Origin of the sequence: Streptomyces sp. NPDC016309, assembly GCF_043077235.1 — a bacterium.
Lineage (GTDB): Bacteria > Actinomycetota > Actinomycetes > Streptomycetales > Streptomycetaceae > Streptomyces.
In genome coordinates this window covers 159,301-177,386 of sequence record NZ_JBIBSG010000002.1, presented here as the reverse complement: position 1 = coordinate 177,386, position 18,086 = coordinate 159,301, and the positions used below count along the sequence as shown (strand labels likewise).

General features: G+C 74.9%; 14 protein-coding genes and 1 pseudogene. 7 read left to right on the top strand and 8 right to left on the bottom strand.

The window, feature by feature from the left end:
- Positions 1-55: 55 nt before the first annotated feature.
- The 3 genes from ACF068_RS05385 to ACF068_RS05375 all read left to right on the top strand — a co-directional run bounded on the left by ACF068_RS05385 (position 56) and on the right by ACF068_RS05375 (position 4,649).
- A complete protein-coding gene (locus tag ACF068_RS05385) occupies positions 56-1,609 on the top strand; it encodes a DUF4331 domain-containing protein (RefSeq protein ID WP_392272823.1) in 1,554 nt (517 codons plus the stop codon).
- A 98-nt stretch (positions 1,610-1,707) separates the two neighbouring features.
- Complete coding sequence (locus ACF068_RS05380; RefSeq protein WP_392272822.1) at positions 1,708-3,084, top strand: tetratricopeptide repeat protein; 1,377 nt, start codon at positions 1,708-1,710, stop codon at positions 3,082-3,084.
- The gene (locus ACF068_RS05375) at positions 3,081-4,649 is read left to right on the top strand and encodes a sulfite exporter TauE/SafE family protein (protein ID WP_392272821.1); all 1,569 of its coding nucleotides are present in this window, start codon (positions 3,081-3,083) and stop codon (positions 4,647-4,649) included. Before ACF068_RS05380 ends, ACF068_RS05375 begins: the two co-directional genes overlap by 4 nt.
- Here ACF068_RS05375 and ACF068_RS05370 read toward each other — a convergent pair.
- The 3 genes from ACF068_RS05370 to ACF068_RS05360 form a co-directional block, all read right to left on the bottom strand.
- A complete protein-coding gene (locus ACF068_RS05370; RefSeq protein ID WP_392273263.1) occupies positions 4,621-7,086 on the bottom strand; it encodes a SpoIIE family protein phosphatase in 2,466 nt (821 codons plus the stop codon). The genes ACF068_RS05375 and ACF068_RS05370 overlap by 29 nt on opposite strands.
- A gap of 2 nt (positions 7,087-7,088) precedes the next feature.
- Positions 7,089-9,218: a SpoIIE family protein phosphatase gene (locus ACF068_RS05365; RefSeq protein WP_392272820.1), complete on the bottom strand. Its 2,130-nt coding sequence runs from the start codon at positions 9,216-9,218 to the stop codon at positions 7,089-7,091.
- Between the two features lie 75 nt (positions 9,219-9,293).
- Positions 9,294-10,517 (bottom strand): MFS transporter, encoded by a 1,224-nt coding sequence (locus ACF068_RS05360; protein ID WP_392272819.1) that lies wholly within the window; start codon positions 10,515-10,517, stop codon positions 9,294-9,296.
- Between the two features lie 81 nt (positions 10,518-10,598).
- On the opposite strand from ACF068_RS05360, the gene ACF068_RS05355 reads away from it, so the two are divergent.
- Both ACF068_RS05355 and ACF068_RS05350 read left to right on the top strand, forming a co-directional pair.
- Positions 10,599-11,453 carry an alpha/beta fold hydrolase gene (locus ACF068_RS05355; protein WP_392272818.1) on the top strand — a complete coding sequence of 285 codons (855 nt, stop codon included), beginning with the start codon at positions 10,599-10,601 and terminating at the stop codon, positions 11,451-11,453.
- A gap of 74 nt (positions 11,454-11,527) precedes the next feature.
- Positions 11,528-11,914: a transglycosylase family protein gene (locus tag ACF068_RS05350; RefSeq protein WP_392272817.1), complete on the top strand. Its 387-nt coding sequence runs from the start codon at positions 11,528-11,530 to the stop codon at positions 11,912-11,914.
- 96 nt (positions 11,915-12,010) lie between these two features.
- Here ACF068_RS05350 and ACF068_RS05345 read toward each other — a convergent pair whose 3' ends face one another.
- The 4 genes from ACF068_RS05345 to ACF068_RS05330 all read right to left on the bottom strand — a co-directional run bounded on the left by ACF068_RS05345 (position 12,011) and on the right by ACF068_RS05330 (position 16,021).
- Entirely contained in the window at positions 12,011-12,928 is a 918-nt protein-coding gene (locus ACF068_RS05345) for an AAA family ATPase (protein WP_392272816.1), read from the bottom strand.
- Between the two features lie 3 nt (positions 12,929-12,931).
- Positions 12,932-14,140: an RNA ligase gene (locus tag ACF068_RS05340; RefSeq protein ID WP_392272815.1), complete on the bottom strand. Its 1,209-nt coding sequence runs from the start codon at positions 14,138-14,140 to the stop codon at positions 12,932-12,934.
- Between the two features lie 160 nt (positions 14,141-14,300).
- Positions 14,301-15,074 carry a maleylpyruvate isomerase N-terminal domain-containing protein gene (locus tag ACF068_RS05335; protein WP_392272814.1) on the bottom strand — a complete coding sequence of 258 codons (774 nt, stop codon included), beginning with the start codon at positions 15,072-15,074 and terminating at the stop codon, positions 14,301-14,303.
- A gap of 185 nt (positions 15,075-15,259) precedes the next feature.
- Positions 15,260-16,021: a LysR family substrate-binding domain-containing protein gene (locus ACF068_RS05330; RefSeq protein WP_392272813.1), complete on the bottom strand. Its 762-nt coding sequence runs from the start codon at positions 16,019-16,021 to the stop codon at positions 15,260-15,262.
- Between the two features lie 57 nt (positions 16,022-16,078).
- Here ACF068_RS05330 and ACF068_RS05325 point away from each other — a divergent pair, with 57 nt between their 5' ends.
- Entirely contained in the window at positions 16,079-16,474 is a 396-nt protein-coding gene (locus tag ACF068_RS05325) for a DUF5997 family protein (RefSeq protein ID WP_392272812.1), read from the top strand.
- A 154-nt stretch (positions 16,475-16,628) separates the two neighbouring features.
- Positions 16,629-17,474: pseudogene (locus ACF068_RS05320) on the top strand (oxygenase MpaB family protein); the annotation flags it as partial.
- Between the two features lie 36 nt (positions 17,475-17,510).
- Here the strand turns inward: ACF068_RS05320 and ACF068_RS05315 are convergent.
- Complete coding sequence (locus ACF068_RS05315) at positions 17,511-17,945, bottom strand: DoxX family protein (RefSeq protein WP_392272811.1); 435 nt, start codon at positions 17,943-17,945, stop codon at positions 17,511-17,513.
- Between the last annotated feature and the right edge of the window lie 141 nt (positions 17,946-18,086).

Genomic DNA, 18,086 nt, shown 5'->3' with positions numbered 1-18,086 from the left:
TAATGGTCCAACAAGCAAGCCGGACGGACGCGTTGACGAATGAAGGACGGACGAGATGACCACGACATCACCCACCGGGAGCGGACGGACCTGGCGGAGCAGGAGCGTCGCACTGCTCGCCTGCGGCGCCCTGGCCGCCGGAGGCCTGGCCGCCGCCGGCGTGGGGGTGCTCCAGCCGGGGACGGCGAGCGCCTCCAGCCACCGGGAGGCCCCGCTGATATCCGGGCAACCACAGTTCGACACCACCGACGTGTACGCGTTCGTCAGTCCGGACCATCCCGACTCGACGACGGTGGTGGCGAACTGGCTGCCGTTCCAGGAGCCGGCCGGCGGGCCCAACTTCTACCCCTTCGCCACCGACGCCCGCTACGACATCCACGTCGACAGCGACGGTGACGCCCAGGACGACCTGCTGTACCGGTTCACCTTCAAGGACCACCGCAAGAACGAGAAGACCTTCCTCTACAACACGGGTGCGGTGGAGAGCCTGGACGACCCCGACCTCAACTTCACGCAGTCGTACGACATCGAGCTGCAGCGCCTCAAGCACGGGAAGGTCGCCTCCCGGCACATGCTCGCCGAGCACCTGCCGGTCGCGCCCTCCAACGTCGGCAAGGCGTCGATGCCGGACTACCAGAAGCTGCGCGACCAGGCGGTACGGAAGGTCCCCGGCGGGCTCAAGGCGTTCGCCGGCCAGGCCGACGACCCGTTCTTCCTCGACCTGCGGGTCTTCGACCTGCTGTACGGCGGCGACCTCTCGGAGGTCGGCAACGACACGCTCAAGGGCTACAACGTCAACACCATCGCCCTCCAGGTGCCGAGTTCGTACCTCAGGGAGTCGGAGAAGCAGCCGGTGGTCGGCCTCTACGCGACGACCGAGCGCAAGAACGCCTACGGCGAGTGGACCCGGGTGTCCCGGCTCGGCATGCCGCTGGTCAACGAGGTCGTCAACCCGGTCAAGGACAAGGACCGGTTCAACGCCTCCTCGCCCGAGAACGACGGGCGCTTCCTGAAGAACGTCACCGAGCCGGAACTGCCCAAGCTGATCGAGGGCATCTACAAGATCAAGGCTCCGGCCGAGCCCCGCAACGACCTCGTCTCGGTGTTCCTGACCGGCGTCAAGGACCTCAACCAGCAGCCGAACGGCAAGCCGTCGGAGATGCTGCGCCTCAACACCTCGATCAAGCCGGTGGCCGAACCCAAGCGGCTGGGCGTGCTCGACGGTGACAACGCCGGCTTCCCCAACGGGCGGCGGCTGACGGACGACGTGCTGGACATCGCGCTCCAGGTCGTCGAGGGCGAACTCGTGGGTGCCGAGAACGACCTGGGTGACGCGGTCGACGCCAACGACAAGAAGTTCGGCAGCAGCTTCCCGTACGTGGCGCTGCCCAGCGCCGGGTCCGACACCAAGGCCGCCCAGGCCGCCACGAAGGCGGACGCCACGGGCCTCACCGGTGGGGTCTCCGCGCTCACCTCGTCGTGGGGCGACAACACGGTGATGCTCGTCTCGGCCGCCTCGGGTGCCGCGTGCGTGCTGCTGGTGGGCCTGGGCCGGGCGATGTGGTCGCGGTCCCGCCGCCGGCCCGAGCAGCGGTCCTGGATCGGCTGACCCGGACCGCCCCACCCCCTGACGGCCCGGCAGCGTTCCTTCCCCCCACGGCGCTGCCGGGCCCCTCTCCGCACGCACGACCCAGGAAGGCACAACCGATGCTCGTACGGAAGCCGCAGTCCGCCCCCCGGGAGGGGCGGCCGGGCCGGTGGCGGACCGCCGCGGTCGTGGCCGTGGCCCTCGGGCTCACCGCCGGCTCGGTGGCCTACGGAGCCGCGGACGACCCCGGCCCCGGCAGGCGGCCGGCCCCCGCCCTCGCGGCGGTCGTCCCGGTGGAACGCCTGGCGGCCGGGGACCTCGCCCAGGGCGTCGCCGCCCTGCAACGGCACCTGGAGGACCAGCCCCGCGACGCCACCGGATGGGCGACGCTGGGCGCGGCGTACGTCGAACAGGCCCGCACCACGGGCGATCCGACCCGGTACCCGCGGGCGGAGAAGGCGTTCGGTCGGTCCCTGGAGCTGCGCCCGGCCGCCTCGAACGACGCGGCGCTCGCCGGCCGGGCGGCCCTGGCCGCCGCGCGCCACGACTTCACCGGGGCGCTGCGCCAGGCCGACCGGGCGCTGGCGGTGAACCCGTACAGCGAGCGGGCCCTGTCCGTCCGGGTCGACGCCCTCGTCGAGCTCGGCCGCTACGACCAGGCCCTGGCCGCGGTACGGCTCGCCGACCGGCGCCGTCCCGGCATCCCGGTCTTCACGCGGTACGCGTACGTCCTGGAGCTGCGCGGCGACGTGGCGGGGGCGCGCCGGGTGCTGTCGCGCGCTCGGCAGTCCGCGTTCGGCCCGGCCGACGTGGCCTACGTCTCCACCGCGCTGGGTCAGCTCGAGTGGAGCCGGGGCGCGTACAAAGAGTCCCTGGAGCACTTCGCGGCGGCGTTGCGCGCGGACCCGCGGCACCTGCCCGCCCGGGAGGGCCGGGGGCGCGCGTACGCGGCGCTCGGCGACACCAAGCGCGCGCTGGCCGACCTCGAGGAGGTGGTACGGCGTTACCCGCTCCCGGGGCAGCTCGCGGCGCTCGGCGAACTGTACGAGGTGCTGGGCCGGCGCGACCGGGCCGAGGAGCAGTACGCGCTCGTCCGCACCTGGACCCGGCTGGCTCGTGCGAACGGCGTGGCCACCGACCTGGAGTCCGCCCTGGTCGGGGCCGACCACGGCGACGCGGCCGGCGCGCTGACGGCGGCGCGCGCCGAATGGGGCCGCCGCCGAAGCGTCCATACCGCGGACGCCCTGGCCTGGGCCCTGCACGCCAACGGCAAGGACCGGGAGGCGCTGGCGTACGCCGAGCGCGCCACCGCACCCTCGCCCGGCTACCGCAACGCCTCGTTCCTCTTCCACCGGGGCATGATCGAGCGCGCCCTCGGTGACGACGCGGCCGCCCGTCGCGACCTGCGCGCCGCGCTGGACCTCAACCCCGGCTTCTCGGCGACCGGCGCCCGCACGGCGAAGGCCGCCCTGGCCGCGACCGGGGGTGCGTCGTGAACCGCCGGACGACCGCCCGCGCCCTCGCGGCCCTGCTGGGCGGCACGGCCCTGGCGCTGCTCCCCGCCCAGGCCGCCCAGGCCCACCCGCTGGGCAACTTCACGGTCAGCCAGTACGACGGCCTCGTCGTCGCCCCGGGCGAGCTGCTCGTGGACCACGTGGAGGACCTGGCCGAGATCCCGGCCTCCCAGGAACGCGCGCGGATCGACACCGACGGGAACGACCGGCTGGCGCCGGGCGAGCTCGCGGCGTGGGCCCGGACGCGGTGCGACGCGGCGGCCCGGGACGCGCGGCTGGTGACCGGCGACGCCGCCGCCCGCCCGGTGACCGCCGGGGCCGCCCGGGCGGAAGTGCGCCCGGGGCAGGCCGGGCTGGAGACGCTGCGGGTGACGTGCGCGCTCACCGCGCCGCTGCCGCGCGCGGACGGCACCCGGCTGTCGTACCGCCCGGCGGCGGTGGCGGCCGGCGACGGATGGCGGGAGATCACCGCGCGGGGTGACCGCACCACCCTCTCGGGCGGCGGCGTGCCGGCCGGTTCGGTGTCCCGGCGCCTGACCGCCTACCCGGACGACCTGCTTTCCTCGCCGCCGGACGCGCGGTCGGTGTCCCTCACCGTACGGTCCGGCGGCCCGGCGCTGGCCGGCGACGCGGACGGGGCCGGGGCCGGGGCGTCACCGGTGGCGGGCGTGCTGCCGCGCGGCGCGGACCGCTGGGCGCAGGCGCTGACGGGCCTGGTGGCCCGGCACGAGCTGACGGCGGGCTTCGCGGTGCTGGCGCTCGGCGCCTCCCTGCTGCTGGGTGCTCTGCACGCGCTGGCCCCGGGGCACGGCAAGACCATGATGGCGGCCGCCGCGGCGGCCGGGGGCCGCAGTTCCGTGCGCGACATGCTGGCGCTCGGCGCCTCGGTGACGCTCACCCACACGCTGGGCGTGTTCGCCCTCGGCGCCCTGATCACCGCGGGCTCGGCGGCGGCGCCCTCCGTGGTGTCCTGGCTGGGCATCGCGAGCGGCACCCTGGTCGCGGTGGCGGGCGCGCTGCTGCTGCGCCGGGCATGGCGCCGACGCCATCACGCCCACGGCCACACCCACGCACACGCACGCGCACACGCACACGCACACGCCGACCACGAGCACGGTCACCCGCACGACCACGGCCACGGCCACGGCCACACCCATGCGCACGACCACGACCACGGTCACGCGCACGGGCACTCCCACCTCCCCCCGGCTCCCGGCCTGCGCGGGGTGGTCCTGCTCGGCCTGGCCGGCGGGCTGGTGCCGAGCCCGTCCGCCGTGGTCGTCCTGGTCGGGGCGTCCGCCCTGGGGCAGGCGTGGTTCGGGTTCCTGCTCGTCCTGGCGTACGGGGCGGGGCTCGCCCTCACCCTGGCGGGCGCCGGGTTCGCCGTGGTGCGCCTGCGGGAGACCACCCGGCGCCGGCTGGTGCGGCGGCCGCGGGGCCGGCTGGTCGCGCTGGCCCACCGGACGGCACCGCTCGGCACCGCCGCCGTCGTCCTGGCGCTGGGGTGCGGTCTGGTGCTCAGGGGCGCGGCGACGGCTCTGGCGTGACGGCCGGCAGCGCCTGCTCGGTCCAGATGGTCTTGCCGTCCCGGGTGTAGCGGGTTCCCCAGCGCTCGGTGAGCTGGGCGACCAGGAACAGTCCGCGGCCGCCCTCGTCGGTGCTGCGGGCGCGCCGGAGGTGCGGCGAGGTGCTGCTGGTGTCGGACACCTCGCAGATGAGGTGCCGGTCGCGGATCAGCCGCAGGGTGATCGGCCCGCCGCCGTACCGGAAGGCGTTGGTGATCAGCTCGCTGACGACCAGTTCGGTGGTGAAGAGCATGTCCTCCAGCCCCCACTCGGCGAGCCGGTCCGCCGTCAGCGCCCGGGCGCGGGCGGCGGCGGTCGCCTCCACGGGCAGCTCCCAGGTGGCCACCTTCTCCTCGGCCAGCACCCGGGTCCGGGCGACGAGCAGGGCGACGTCGTCGGTGGGGTGGTCGTACAGCAGCGCGTCGCGCACCGCCTCGCAGTGCTCCTGGAGGGTGCGGGCGGGGCGGACGAGCGCCGCGCACAGGTCCGCCACGCGCTCGTCGACGTCCCGCTCGTCGTTGCCCCGGTCGCCGGCCTGGACGAGGCCGTCGGTGTAGAGGGCGAGCAGGCTGCCTTCGGCGAGGTCGACCTCGGCGGACTCGTACGGCAGGCCGCCGAGGCCGAGCGGCGGGCCGGCGGGCAGGTCGAGGAGGCCGACCTCCCCCTCCGGGGTGACGACGGCGGGTGGCGGGTGACCGGCGCGGGCGAGCGCGCAGTGCCGGGAGACCGGGTCGTACACCGCGTAGAGGCAGGTGGCGCCGACGACCTGGCGGGAGAGGTCGTCGGAGGGTTCCTGTTCGGCGGCCAGCCGGTCCACCAGGTCGTCGAGGTGGGAGAGCACCTCGTCGGGTGCGAGGTCCAGATTGGCCAGGGTGTGCACGGCCGTGCGGAGCCGGCCCATGGTGGCCGCGGCGTGGATGCCGTGGCCGACCACGTCGCCGACGACGAGGGCGACGCGGAGGCCGGAGAGCGGGATGACGTCGAACCAGTCGCCGCCGACCCCGGCCGTGGCATCGGCCGGCAGGTAGAGGTGGGCGGCGTCGACCGCGGGGTGCCGGGGGATCACGTGCGGCAGCAGGCTGTGCTGGAGGGTGAGCGCGGCCTCGTGCTGCTGGGTGTAGCGGCGTGCGTTGTCGATGCAGACGGCGGCGCGGGAGGCGAACTCCTCGGCGAGGGTGACGTCGTCCTCCTCGAACGGTTCGAGACGGCGGGACCGCCACAGGCTGAGCAGACCGAGCACCAGTCCGCGCGCCACCAGGGGCACGACCAGCAGGGAGTGGACGTCCGGTCCGGGCACCCGCTCCGGGCGCTCCGGCTCCACGGACCGCCATGCGGCCGGGCCGCGGGAGCCCTCGTCCAGGAGGGGTTTGCGCTCGTCCAGGCAGCGGGCCTGGACCGTTCCGGGCGGGACGGGCAGGGTGCTGCCCACCGGGTGCATCAGCCGCGCCGCGTCCGGCGGGACGGTGCGCACCGCGGCCCGGCGCAGTGGGCCGGCCACCTCCTGGCGGGGTTCCTCCCCCCGGGTGACGGGTTCGAGCAGGTCGACGGAGACCAGGTCGGCGAGGCCGGGGACGGCGACCTGGGCGAGTTCCCGGGCCGTCTCGGTGACGTCCAGGGTGGTGCCGATGCGGGCGCTGGCCTCGTTGAGCAGGGCGAGCCGCCGGCGGGCGCGGTGCCGGTCCGTGACGTCCTCGACGGTCTGGGTCACTCCGAGGACGCGTCCGGAGGGGTCCTGGAGGCGGAACGCCGACACCGACACGTACAGCTCGCGGCCGGGGTCGTGGCGCAGTACGCAGGGCTGCTCGGCGAAGACGGAGGAGCGGCCGGTCTCCAGCACGTCGCGGAGCTGGCCCTCGACGGTGTCGGTGTCGCGCTGGATGAGGAAGTCGCTGGTGTGCAGCCCGCGGTGCTGTTCGACCGGCATGCCGCTGAACTTGGCGATGGCCCGGTTGACCCGGAGGATGGTCAGGTCCGGGGAGTGGATGGACAGGCCGATCGGTGAGCGGCTGAACAGGCCGTCCAGGACGGAGCGGTCGGTCTCCCACTGGATGACCTCCTCGGCGGGGGCGCCGACGAGGAACCACTCGTGGTGGCCGCCCTCCCGGGAGATCGCCCGGGCCCGGCACCCGATGTCGACGCGCCGGCCGTCGCGGTGCCGTACGGGCAGGACGCCGAACCAGCCGAGGCCGCGTACGCAGTCGGCCACGGCGTCCATGACGACGTGCCGGTCGCGCGGGTCGACCAGGAACGCGGCCGCCGGGCGTCCCAGGGCCTCCTCGGCGGAGTGGCCGAGCAGCGCCTCGGCCCGTTCGCTCCAGCCGACGACCGTGCCGCGGTCGTCCACCACGGCCGAGGCCGAGTGGCGCACGGCGAACGGGTCCTCGGGGCCCTCGCTGAACGTCGTCACCGGTGTGTCCATCGTCACCACTCTCGCACCTTACGTGTGGGTACGGGCAGGTGATGGCGGTCGGCGCGGCCCACCGGTGTACCCGTGGGGCGCAGCGCCCGGGCGAGGAGCACGGCCACGTCGTCCTGCGCGGCGGCGGGCAGCAGCCTGCCGAGGACGTGGTCGCAGATCTCGTCGAGGGGGCGGTCGAGGTGGTGGAGGGCCCGGGCGAGCTGGGCCATGCCCTGGTCGAGGTCGCGGTCGCGGGCCTCGATGAGGCCGTCGGTGTAGAGCACCAGCAGCCCGCCGGGCGCCAGGGGCACGCGCTCCGTGCGGAAGTCCCGTACTCCGGTGCCCAGGGGCGTTCCGGGGGGTCCGTCGAGGAAGGCGATCACGCCCCGGGGGTCGGCGACGGCGGGCGGGGGGTGGCCGGCCCGGGCGATCAGGCACTCCCCGGCGACCGGGTCGTGGATGGCGTAGACGCAGGTCGCCATCTCGTTCTCGCCCAGGTCGGCGACGGCGGCGTCCAGGGAGAGGAGCATCCGGGTCGGCGGGACGTCGTGCCGGGCCAGGGTGCGGACCGCCGTGCGGAGCTGTCCCATGACGGCGGCGGCGTGGATCCCGTGGCCCATGACGTCCCCGATAACCAGGCCGGTGCGGCCGCGCGGGAGGGCGATGGCGTCGAACCAGTCGCCGCCGACCTGGTGGTCGCTGGTGGGGAGGTAGCGGCCGGTGAGTTCCAGTCCGGGCACGTCCGGCAGGGCGTTGCTGCTGAGACTGCGCTGGAGGGTGAGGGCGGCTTCCCGCTGGCCGGTGTACATGAGCGCGTTGTCGATGTTCAGCGCCGCCCGGGCGACCAGGTCGTCGATGAGGACGCGGTCCTGCTCGTCGAAGGGTTCGCGGCTGAGGGTGCGGGTCACCACGACCGCGCCGAGCACCTTGCCGCGGGCGACCAGCGGGACCAGCCGGGCGGCGCCGAGCCGGGTGCTGAGGTAGGTGCGCAGTTCCCCGGCGAGGGGGTCGCTGATAAGGGCGGGGACGTCGGTGCGGTAGAGGTTCATGGGCACGCCCTCGGCGATGACCCGCTCGTACACCGATCCGCTGGGGATCCGGTAGGTCAGCCCGGCCGCCAGCTCCTCGGCGGGGGCGTCCGGGTCGGTGAAGGACATGGCGACGCGCCGCATCACCCCCTGGGTGGACGCGGCGGCCTCGTCGGGGTCGAGGAGTGCCTCCCGCAGGTGGACGTCGGCGGAGTCGGCCAGCCGGGGCACGAGCAGGTCCGCCACTTCCCCGGCGGTGCGCCGCAGGTCCAGCGTGGTGCCGATGCGGGTGCCCGCCTCGGCCAGCAGGGCGAAGCGCCGGCGGGCCCGTTCGGCCTCGAGCTGGGCCTGCTGCCCGTCGGTGATGTCGATGAGCGAGGCGACGACGCCGAGGCTCCGGCCGGCGGTGTCGCGGAGGGGCGCGTAGGAGCAGGACCAGGTGCGGTCGCGGCCGGGGTCGGCGGGGGTGCGGCCGGTGCGGCGGACGTCGACCACCGCCTCGCCGCTCTTCAGTACCCGCCGCATGACCGTCTCCAGGGTGCCCGCGTTGATGCCGGGCGCGACCTCGGTGAGGCGTTTGCCGAGGTGGTCGGCGGCGGGGACGCCGTTCATCCGGGCCAGCGCCTCGTTGACCCGCAGGAACCGCAGGTCGGGTCCGAGGAGGGCGAGGCCGATGGGCGACTGGGTGAACAGCCCTTCAAGGGCGGCGAGGGAGTCGCGCATCCGCCGGACCGCGGAGGTCTCCATGGCGATGGCCAGGGTGCCGGTCCCGCCGCGCCGGTCGGGGGCCGGGCAGAGCCACATCTCCATCTGGACGAAGTGTCCGTCGCGGTGCCGCACCGGGAGGGTGGCGACGACGGCCTCGCCCGCCAGAACCCGGTCGGCCAGTTGCCCGGCCAGTTCCCAGTTGGCCTCGGGGACCAGGAGCGGCTCGGCGTGCCGGCCGAGGGCCTCCTCCGGGAGGTGGCCCAGCAGGTCCTGGGCGGCGAGGGACCACTCGACGATGCGGCTGTCCGCGTCGGTGCGCCAGAGCGCGATCGGCAGCAGGTCCCCGAGCACTCCCGCGTACCCCACCGCGGTCAGGGGCTGGTCCGGTGCACCACTGGTCGACTCGGGCGTGTCCAACGCGATGACCTCACCACCGGGGCATGACGCCGCCTCATGGGCGCCGAATACTGAAAAATCATCCTATCCGAGGTGTCAGTGGCCGCGCGTCGGGGCGGGGTGCCGCACCAGGTACAGGGCGGTGGCCGCGACGAGCAGGGTGACGCACGCCGTGAAGGTCAGTCCGGCGCGTTGCAGGCCCAGCCACATCGTCAGCGCTCCCACGCCGACGACCGGCAGGGAGATGCCGGTGTAGGCGACGACGAAGAACGAGGAGATGGTGGCCGCCCGGTGCGCGGGGGGCGCCGCGTCGCCGACCGCGGTGAGGGCGGCGCGGAAGGCGAGGCCCTGGCCGAGCCCGCCGCAGACCGCGCCGGCCACCATCAGCGGCAGGGCCTTCACCCAGAGGGACGCGCCCACGAGGAGGAGTCCGGCCACCAGGACCAGGCAGCCGAGCGGCAGGGCGGACCGGGCGGCCACCCGGCCGGTGAGCGACTGGCCGGCGGTCGAGGAGAGGAAGACGGAGAAGACGACGAGTCCGGTGACCGCCAGGTTGTCGATGCCGAGGGTCCGGGAGACGAAGCTCGGTGCCACGGCGGTGAACAGGCCGAGGAGGGAGAACCCGGCGAAGGCGGCGAGGGAGGAGGGCGCGAAGACGCCGCGGACCTCCGGCGGCACGTAGAGGCCCTGCGGCTTCGGCCGCGCCCGTGGCCGGGCGTCGGGGACGGTCTCGGGCAGCAGCAGGACGATGACGCAGGCGACGGCGACGAGCCCGAGGTGGGCGAGGAACGGCAGGGACAGCGGGAGCGGCGCGTACTCGGCCAGGAAGCCGGACAGCAGGGGTCCGCAGCCCAGGCCGCCCATGTTGGCGGCCGTCGCGGCGAAGCCCGCCCGGGACCGGTGTTCAAGCGGTGCGAGTTCCAGCACGGTGACGGTGCCCGCCCCGCTCAGCAGCCCGGCCGAGAAGCCGGACAGGACCCGGCCGGCGAAGAGGGCGGGCAGGCCGCCCTCCAGGAGGAAGCACACGGCGCTCGCGGCGGCCAGGCCCAGCGCGCACAGCAGGACCGGGCGCCGTCCCGCCCGGTCGGAGTGGTTGCCGACCAGCAGCAGGGTGAGGATCACACCGACGGCGTAGCTGGCGAAGACGACCGTCACCATCAGTTCGGAGAAGCCGAGTTCCTCGCGGTACAGCCCGTACAGCGGGGTGGGGAGCGTCGTGCCGGCCATGCCGATGGCGAAGACGGCGGCCGCCGCCCGGTAGCCGGGGCGCCTGTCGCGGTCGGGGCGGGTACGCCGGGACGCGGGGGATGGACGGGTCATGACGATCACACTAGGGAAGAAATCCGATCATTCTCGAAAACCCGCACGCGGGGAACGCCGTTTTGGGCTCGGAGGCCGGCAGTGGGAGAGCAGGGACGACACACGGCCCGGGAAGGCGCCTTCCGGCACCGCGGCGCAGAACTGGCGTACGAGGACACCGGCCGGGGTCCCCTCGCGGTGTACGCGCACGGCGGCTTCGCCGGCCGGGCCGCCGAGGACGCCATGGGCCTGTTCGACTGGTCTCCGGTGGTGGCCGCGGGACGGCGCCTGGTCCGGTACGACGCCCGCGGGCACGGCCGGTCCACGGGCGAGCCGGTGGACGCCGACTACACCTATCCCCGCCTCGCCGACGACCTGCTGGCCCTGCTCGACCACCTCGGGGCCACCGGGCCGGTCGACGCCATGGGCGCGTCCATGGGGTGCGGGACGGTACTGCACGCGGCCGTCCGGGCGCCGCGCCGGTTCTCCCGGCTGGTCCTCCTCGTCCCGCCCACCGCCTGGGCGACGCGCGAGGAGTACGCCGGCCGCAACCGCGAGGCCGCCCGCACCGTCGCACGCGAGGGCGCGGCCGCCTGGCGAGCCGCCCGCGCCGGCGCGCCCCGCCCCGCGGTGGCGGCCGGCGTCCCAGACGTACCGCCGACGCCCGCCGAGCGGCTGCTGCCGTCCGTGCTGCGGGGCCTGGCGATGTCCGACCTGCCGCCCCCGGAGGAACTCGCCGCGCTGGACGTGCCCGCCCTGGTTCTCGCCTGGGCGGGCGACCCCGGCCATCCGCTCTCCACCGCCGGGGCGCTGGCGCGGCTGCTCCACGCGGACCTGCACGTGTCCCGCACCCCGTCCTACGTCCGCACCTGGGGCCGGCGCGTCGCGCGGTACCTCTCCCTCCCCCGGCCGGAACACCCGGGACCCGATGGGCGCAACCCCGCGTGCCACCCGTGACTCGTCCGCCTACGGTCGTAGTCACCTTGCCGGTCCCTCGCCCGGACCCGGCGCCACCGATCCGGAGGAACCCGATGCACGGTCAGCACGCCCGTACCGGCGGCAGGAACACCGTCGGGGGGCTGGCCGCGGCGGCGCTGTGCGCGTCGGCCGCCGCCCTGGTGCTCGTCGCCCCCACCGCCGCCCAGGCCGCCCACGCCCCGTGGATCGCCGCCGACCGCACCGGCGGACGCGTGGACTGGGACGCCATCGCCCAGTGCGAGTCCAGCGGCAACTGGCGGGCCAACACGGGCAACGGGCACTACGGCGGCCTCCAGTTCAAGCAGTCGAGCTGGGTGGCCGCCGGAGGCCTGAAGTACGCGCCCCGGGCCGATCTGGCCACCAAGCGCGAGCAGATCGCCACCGCCCGGCGGCTGGCCGCCATGCAGGGCATGGGCGCCTGGGCGTGCGCCCGGCGCTGACGGGGCGCCGGCGGGCGCGGCGCTCACGGCGCACGCGCCGGTCCCCGGTCTCCGGTCCCCGTCTCCGGCCCCCGGCCTCCCGCCCCTGGTCCCCGGTCAGAAGTTGCCGTAGTTGACCTGCCACGTCGGCAGGCCCATGCGGCGCCACACGGCGACGACGCGGTCGCGGTCGTCCAGCGACACCCGTACGGCGAAGCGGTGGCGTACGTGCCGGTCGAACAGCTCGGCCTTCACCACGTCGTCACGCCGGCCGTCCCCGGCCGCCCGCATCCACAGCTCGTCGTACGGCACCTCGTGCCGCCGCAGCCACTCCTCCGTCGTCCCGCGGTGCTCCTCGCCCCGCCCGGACAGCAGGACGACGACATCGCCGTCGGCGCGCCGGAAGGAGCGCAGGGCCTGCCGCACCGGGACGTTGAGCAGGTCCTCGCCGCAGCGGGTGAAGTCGTACGGGCCGCGGTCCCCGCGCAGCGCGAGCGTGCCGTCGATGTCGCACAGCACCGCCGGGGGCAGCGACGGGTCGGCGACGTACGGCTCCACCGGTGGCTGGTCGTTCAGCCACGCGCCGGTGAGCCGCCAGCCGCCCTGGCGGGCCTTGGCGTGCTTGTCGGCCAGGATGCGGATGATCTCCTCGCCGACCGGGCGCTCCCGCTCGCCGTCGCGCCGGACGCATTCCTCCAGCGGCACGTGCGTGAAGTCGTGCACCACGAAGGTCGCCTGCCCGCCGACGGCCGCCTTCAGCCGCTTGGGTATGTGGGGCGTCAGATGGGTGTTGTCCACGACGACGTCGAAGCCGTCGTCGACGGCCGCCCGGACCGCCGCGTCCTGGATCGCCAGGACCGTCTGCTCATGGGCGTAGGAGGACCGTTCGCCGCCGGGTGACGGGAGGTCGAGCATCCCGCGCAGGTCGTCCAGGTTGACCCGGCGCAGCCGGCCCGCGGCCTCCGCCTGGAGCCGGCGTGCCTCGGTGGTCTTCCCCGACGCGGGCAGCCCCGTCATGACGTGTACTACGGGCACCGGTCAGTTCTCCTCGTCGTTCTTGAAGGGGTCCGCCGCCCGGGGACGCACGGAACGGTAGGTCACCAGCTCCGTCGGACGTCCGTCCAGACGCAGGAACATGGCGGGGCGCACGGCCGGGTCCGGCAGGGCCCGCACGGCGCGCGCGAAGGCGGCCCGGTCACCGGCGAGCGGGGCGAGGGACCGGTAGGCGTCGTCGACGGCCCGCTCGCGGTCCGCCACGTCCTTCTCGATCCGCGCGATCACCTCGCGCACCCAGGCGTCGAACTCGTCCGGCACCTGCTCCAGCAGGGCGTCCAGCGGCCGCCCGTCCGACGCGGTGACGTCCGACGCCGAGCAGCCCAGCGCCTGCGCCACCCGCTGGGCCGGCAGACCGGCGAAGCGCTGGATGCCGTGGCCGCGCCAGACGTCCCGTTCGGTGACACCGGTCAGCACCTTGTGGAGGCGTACGTACTCCGACAGCTTGGCCTTCGCCCGGACGCCGGACGCGAAGCGCAGGACGAAGCCCTCCGCGTCGGTGCCGGTGGAGGGGCGGCCGTCGGGCAGGGTGCTCGACTCGGTGAGCGCCAGCAGCTCGGCCAGCGGCATCGGCGGGCGGACCGTGACGACGGAGCCGACCGGCCGCCAGGCGGGTGCGGCGTCGGCCAGGGGTATCTCCGTGCCGTCCTCGCCGATCGCGGCGAGCAGCACTAGGTCACGGCGGTCGCCGTAGTCCACGACGATGCGGTTCTCGGGGTAGAGGACCTCGGCGAGGTAGGTCACGCCCGGGGTGAGCTCCGAGGTGTCGGCGCGGTCCAGCCGCCGCTGTGCCCAGGTGGCCTGGGTGCTGGTGAACGACCCCTTGGAGGCGACCCGCCACCGGCCGGCGTAGTGGAAGACCACGGCGAGGCTGCCGTCGACCTTGTCGTACACCTCGAACGGTTCGTCCGGCAGCGCGGGGGCGTAGGGCTGACCTGCCTCGTGCTCCCCGACGTTGAAGAACTTCGGCAGCGGCAGCGCGACGACCTCACCGGTGACGTCGTCGGCCACCAGCCCGCGGCAGCGCATGGTGACGCTGTTCCAGATCCGCTCGTACTGGCACGCCCTGCTGTACGTGTAGAGCGACAGCGGCAGTTCGGGGTGCGTCTTGCGGACGACGTGCCCGGCGTCGAGCGCGGCCGCCAGTTCGCGCGGCGGCAGCAGCTCATGAAGAGTCAGGTGTGCCCGGCCCATGGATTCCTCCCGTTCGAGATGTCGCATTCTCGCCTTCGGGAGGGTCCGTACGACAGTGAATAACCCCATGACCGGTGCCGGTACGGGGACGGCGGGCGTCTCGGGTGCGCCGCCCGCGGCAGCGCGCGCACAGCCGGCGGACGCGTCACACGTGCGCGTGTTACGCGTTCGGGTCCCAGTCCGCGAGCCGCTCCATCGGCTCGGTGTCGCCGGTGGTCTCCAGGCCGTCGAGCGGGAGGCGCTCGTAGAAGTAGAGGACCAGGTCGCTCGCCACGCCTCGCATCGCCATGTCGCCCGGCTCCGCGTCGGCGGCGAGGTCGTCGCAGCGGACGCCGTCGGCGTCGAGGGTCAGGCGCCAGGAGCGGCCCTCGGTCGCGTGCAGGTCGATGGTCGCCGGCGTGAACGGCCAGGGGACGGAGGTCGCCGAGACGGTCGTCAGGAACTCGTCGACGCCCTCGACCGCGACGTCGGTCGGCAGCGGCTGCGGGGCCCCCTGGGTGAGCTGGGCGTCGTAGGTGTGGACGGCGATCTCCTGGATCTGGTGCCGGGCCACGGCCCCGCTGGTCTCCGGGGCCTGCGAGCGGCCCCACCAGGTCCAGCAGCCTCGGTCCGGGCCGGCCTCGCGCATCGCGTCGAGCATGAGCTCGGTCGACTCGGCGAGCCAGGCGTCCAGGGATTCGCGGTCGCGGGGCGCGGTCGGTGCGCCCTTCGGGTCCGTCCTCGCCGGGGGCTCGGCGCCCGGGCCCGCCGCGACGACGGCGGCCTGGCGGCGGCGGCCGTCGCCGAGATGCTGCGCCAGTTCGCGCAGCGTCCAGTCCGGGCAGCTCGGGACCTGGACGTCGAGGTCGGGGGCGGACGCCATCGCGGCGCGGAACGCGGCCGAGCGGTCTTCGATCAGCCGCAGGACCTCGGGGAACTCCACAGTGTTGTGCACCTCGGCTGTGTATCACGGCGCTCCGGCCGCCGGGTAGCGAATTTGTCGGCCTGCGCAGGGTGCGGCCCGGCGGCGCCAGGCCCTCCGGGTCGGTCGGCCTCCTGAGCACGAGAGCACTGGGTCGTGTCCGCAAAGTCTCGCCTGGCCCGCCCTCCGGGCGGACGCCGATACTTTCCGGACACTCCCTAGGACCGGCGGCGGGGCTTGCCGCGCTTGGCGCCCCTGGACGCGGCGGAGCCGCCACGGGCGGTCCTGCCGGCCGGCTTGCCGGCGGCCTTGCGCGAGGCGGCGCCCTTCTTCTTCTCGGGGCGCTCGGATTTCGGCCCGTCCGGGGTCCTGGGGCCGCGGGTGCTGTTGACGGTCCGGCCCCGGACGATCCCGATGAAGTGCTCCACCAGGTCGGTGGTCTCCCCCTCCGGCCACGACAGCGCGACACGCGACTGCGGGACGTCCGTCACCGTCCGGTAGGTGAGGTCCTTGCGGTGGTGCAGGCGCGCGAGCGACTGGGGCACCACGAGCAGCCCGATGCCCGCCGCCACCAGTTCGACGGCGTCCGCCGTCGTGGCGGGACGCTCCTTCGCGGGCACCCCCGGCGGGTCGTCCCAGCCGAGGGTGTCGTCGAGCGGGTGCAGGACCACGTCGTCGGCCAGGTCACCGGCGGACACCTCCTCCACCGCGGCCACCAGGTGGTCCTTGGGGATGACGACGACCGTCGTCTCGGTGTACAGGGGGATGGCGCTGAGGTCCGTCCCGTCGACGGGCAGCCGTACGAGACCCGCGTCGGCGTCGCCGGCGCGCAGCGCCGCGGGCGCCTCGGCGGCGGACACCGGGACGAGGGTCAGCGGGACGTCGGGCAGCCGCTCGTTCCAGATCCGCACCCACTTGGTCGGCGTCACACCCGGGACGTAGGCGAGCCGGAACGAAGGGGATACATCCGAGCCTGTCACCCCGCCAGGTTACCCGCCGTGGTCGGAGGTCGTGCACGCGCTCGATACCCTTGACGCATGAAGTCGCACCAGACCACCCAGACGATGAAGCCCGCCACGGCGGCGAAGAAGCTGGGTGTGTACCTCGAGGCCACCCCCACCGAGTTCCAGGAGGGTGTCGTCTCCCGCGCCGAACTCGCCGCGCTCCAGGCCGATCCGCCCGAGTGGCTGCGGGAGCTGCGCCGTACCGGCCCGCACCCCCGGCCGGTGGTCGCGGCCAAGCTGGGCGTCTCCATCTCCGGTCTCGCGCGAGGCGGTGTCACGGAGCCGCTGACCACGGAGCAGATCGAGGCGCTGAAGGCGGAGGCCCCCGAGTGGCTGGTGCGGGAGCGCGCGGTCCAGGCGGAGGTCCGCAAGGAAGCGGTCCGGATCAAGGAGATGCAGGCCGAGCGCGCCGAGAAGCCGCGCGACTGACACCACCCCGTCACCCCCGGTGACGTACGACGGCGGCCGCATCCTCCCGGTGCGGCCGCCGTCGTACGTCATGGCGCCGCCCGCTCCGCCGCACCGGCAGCGGGGTCCTGCACGGGGCTCCCGGAGCGCCGGGCGGCGGGCGGATACTTGCCGCATGGACACCCTCCGGGAACGTCTCGGCCGTGATCTGTTCGCCCGGGTCGCCGGGCCCACCGGCCCGGTCGACCGCGCCCGCATCCACGGCACGCCGGGGCCCCGCTGGTTCGCTCCCGACCGGCCCATCCGCATCGTCCACGGCGACGCGTCCATGTTCATCGGTGGCCTGCGGGCGCTGCTGCTCCAGTCGCTGCACCCGTTGGCGATGGCGGCCGTGGCGGCCCACTCCGGCTACCGGGGCGACCCGTGGGGCCGCCTCCAGCGCACCAGCAGGTTCCTCGCGGTGACGACGTACGGGACGGCGGAGGACGCGCAGCGGGCGGTCGACCGGGTGCGGGCGGTGCACGAGCGGGTGCGGGGGACCACCGCGGCCGGGGAGGCGTACCACGCGGCCGATCCGCACCTGCTGGGCTGGGTGCACGTGGCCGAGGTGGACAGCTTCCTCACCGCCCACCAGCGCTACGGGGCACGTCCGCTGGACGCGGCGGGCTGCGACGCGTACGTCGCCGACACCGCGCGCGTGGCGAGCGCTCTCGGGGTGGTGGACCCGCCGCGGGACCTGGCGGGGCTGGCCGAGCGGCTGGCGGCGTACCGCCCGGAACTGCGCGCCACGCGCGAGGCGCGGGAGGCCGCCCGGTTCATCCTGCTCCACCCGCCGCTGCCCCGGATCGCCCGGGGCCCGTACGCCGTCCTCGGGGCGAACGCGGTGGCCGCCCTGCCGCCCTGGGCGCGGGCGCCGCTGGGGCTGCCGCGCCTCCCGGGCGTCGAGGGGACCGTCGTCCGGGCGTCCGGGCACGCGCTGACCAGGACGATCCGCTGGGCGATGAGCGCTCCCCGGCCGGGCGCTCCCCCACCGGGCCGGGGCGGCCGGGGCGGGCCGTTAGCGGACGTTCTCCAGGCGGTACGCCAGGGACGGCTTGCCGTGCGTGTCGGCGGCCGCGATCAGCAGGCCGCCCAGCATGGACAGGTTCTTGTAGAAGTGGACGCGCCGGCGGGCGCGCTCCTCCGGGTCCCGCACCGTCCAGTAGGCGTGTCCGGCGAGCGTCGTGGGCACCAGGGAGCCGGCCAGGGCGAGCGCGGACAGGCGCGGGAGCCTGCCGGTGGCGAACAGCACGCCGGCGCCGATCTGGACGGCGCTGTTGAGCCGTACCAGCGTCGTGGGGTCGTCGGGGACGGCCGGGATCCGCTCGCTGACGGGCCGGGTCACCGGTTCGGCCACCGGGGCCACGGCGCCGGGGTCGCGCCAGGTGCGCAGTCCCCCGGAGATGAAGGTGGAGGCCAGCAGCGGACGTGCCAACTTTCGGAAAATCGCCATGCGATGCGGGTGCCCGCGACCGCACGGGGCATGCCCCACGGGAACGCGCTCGCGGGGACCCGCGGAGGGGCGTTCGCACGGAACGCGGTCGGCGGGCGATCATCGCTCGTGTACGGATCGCACGCAGGGGATTCCTGACGG

What these genes read in the sequence shown, in the direction of transcription:
- ACF068_RS05325 (WP_392272812.1), top strand. Translation starts at nt 16,079, where the DNA reads ATGAAGTCGCACCAGACCACCCAGACGATGAAGCCCGCCACGGCGGCG.
- ACF068_RS05385 (WP_392272823.1), top strand. Translation starts at nt 56, where the DNA reads ATGACCACGACATCACCCACCGGGAGCGGACGGACCTGGCGGAGCAGG.
- ACF068_RS05350 (WP_392272817.1), top strand. Translation starts at nt 11,528, where the DNA reads ATGCACGGTCAGCACGCCCGTACCGGCGGCAGGAACACCGTCGGGGGG.
- ACF068_RS05380 (WP_392272822.1), top strand. Translation starts at nt 1,708, where the DNA reads ATGCTCGTACGGAAGCCGCAGTCCGCCCCCCGGGAGGGGCGGCCGGGC.
- ACF068_RS05370 (WP_392273263.1), bottom strand. Translation starts at nt 7,086, where the DNA reads ATGGACACACCGGTGACGACGTTCAGCGAGGGCCCCGAGGACCCGTTC.
- ACF068_RS05315 (WP_392272811.1), bottom strand. Translation starts at nt 17,945, where the DNA reads ATGGCGATTTTCCGAAAGTTGGCACGTCCGCTGCTGGCCTCCACCTTC.
- ACF068_RS05340 (WP_392272815.1), bottom strand. Translation starts at nt 14,140, where the DNA reads ATGGGCCGGGCACACCTGACTCTTCATGAGCTGCTGCCGCCGCGCGAA.
- ACF068_RS05360 (WP_392272819.1), bottom strand. Translation starts at nt 10,517, where the DNA reads ATGACCCGTCCATCCCCCGCGTCCCGGCGTACCCGCCCCGACCGCGAC.